Below are 1,719 nucleotides of genomic sequence, written 5' to 3' on the forward strand. Positions count from 1 at the left end.
CGGACTTCGTCAAAGTTTTCGCCCTTCGGGAACGCTTTGCGAAAGTGCAAGTGTTTTAGTTTTATAAATGTCATATATTTATATATAAGGAATATGTATTAAATATATAACGTAATACCTAAATCTGAGCTAAAAAATGCAGCCTTTTTGGTTCTTTGTGGCGACAAAAGAACTGGGGTGCGGGGCAAAGCCCTGCAAATAATAAAAATAAATAAAGTTAAAAATTTTTAGTATATACCTAAATAAGACTTATATAAAATTAATAAGCCTCATAATGAATTTTGTTTGGCTCAAATCTCTCAGGCATAGCCACTTCACCGTCAGGATATCCCACAGCAACTATTCCAAGAGGTTTTATATGCTCTGGCAAATTAAACAATTTTATAATATCATTCATTCTCTCTTCACGAGGAGCCACCCCAAGCCATACGCTTCCTAAATCTTTTGCTTTACAAGCAAGCATTAAATTTTCTATTGCCGCAGAACAGTTTTGCTGCCAATAAAGTTTTCCAGATTCATCAGATAAATCTCCGCATACAATAATAGCCAAAGTTGCAGTATATAGCATCTTAGCATAAGGGTGAACATCAGCTATCTTATCTAATGTATCTCTTTTCTCTACAACTATAAACTCCCAATTTCTTTTATTGTTTGCTGAAGGAGCATACATAGCAGCTTTTAGTATGTAGTCTATCTTTTCTTTTTCTACTGCTTTATCTTTAATATATTTTCTTATACTTCTTCTTGTAAATAAAATATCTTCTTGCATAAAAATACCCCCAAAAAATAATTAAATAACAATTTATTAAAATATTATAATACCCAATAGCATAAATAATAATTTTAAAACTATCAACACAAATAAAGCAACTATAGCACCAACAATCAATATCTTGTTAGCTAATATTATATAACTAGATTCTAATTTATTTATTGCATCTCCAACTAAAATTCTATCATGAATCTCTGAATCTTTAAAATATTCTCCTCCAAGCTCTATATCCAAAGCCCCCGCAACACCACATTCCAACCTAGCCTTATTATCATTTCCATCTCTCTTAAAAACTCTAAAAGCCTTTTTTATATCATATCCCAAAAGAAAATCTGCTACAGCATATGATAAAAACGCAAATATAGAAGGTATCATATTAATATAATAAGCAAAATTAATATTAAACATTCCATATTTATCTTTAGACCTGTTTTCATCAATAGCAACATTATTATCTGATGATATATCAGAAAGCATACATAATATTTTATACATAAAACAAAGAGGTACTCCCCCTAAAAGAAAGAAAATAGAAGTATATATATAATCCTCCGATACACTAATAGAAGAATATTCTATAGTTTTTTTAATAATATTTTCTCTGTCAATATCATTAACATCTATATTAGTATTTTCTTTTAAAGTACTCTTTGCCTCGTCTAAGTTTGTGTATTTAACAGATGAATATATAGAAGAGCTAACTTCAAAAGGTTTTCTTATTCCTATTATAATATATGCTGCTATAAGCTCTATTATAATTCCTAATAAAAAATGAACTTTATATAAAAAATAATATAAAAAATATGGAACTACAAAAGATATAAATAAAATCATTAATGAAATTACTATTCCCAAAATAAGCTCTAGTGTTTCATTGTTTTTATAAACTTTATCTTTTAATAAATATTGTAATTTTTCTATTGGAAGTCTTATATACTGAAATATAT

At 27.9% G+C, this 1,719-nt stretch carries 2 protein-coding genes; both read right to left on the minus strand.

Annotated elements, in window-relative coordinates:
• Positions 1-259: 259 nt before the first annotated feature.
• Positions 260-769, minus strand: a complete 510-nt coding sequence (locus E6A48_RS06965; protein WP_219709317.1) for a nitroreductase family protein — start codon at positions 767-769, stop codon at positions 260-262.
• 36 nt (positions 770-805) lie between these two features.
• Positions 806-1,717 (minus strand): cobalamin biosynthesis protein, encoded by a 912-nt coding sequence (locus tag E6A48_RS06970; protein WP_308461604.1) that lies wholly within the window; start codon positions 1,715-1,717, stop codon positions 806-808.
• Positions 1,718-1,719: the final 2 nt, after the last annotated feature.

The organism is Brachyspira pilosicoli, from assembly GCF_019402445.1.
Taxonomy (GTDB): domain Bacteria; phylum Spirochaetota; class Brachyspiria; order Brachyspirales; family Brachyspiraceae; genus Brachyspira; species Brachyspira pilosicoli_B.

Coding starts and splice junctions, on each gene's coding strand:
- E6A48_RS06965 (WP_219709317.1), bottom strand. CDS start 769: ATGCAAGAAGATATTTTATTTACAAGAAGAAGTATAAGAAAATATATT.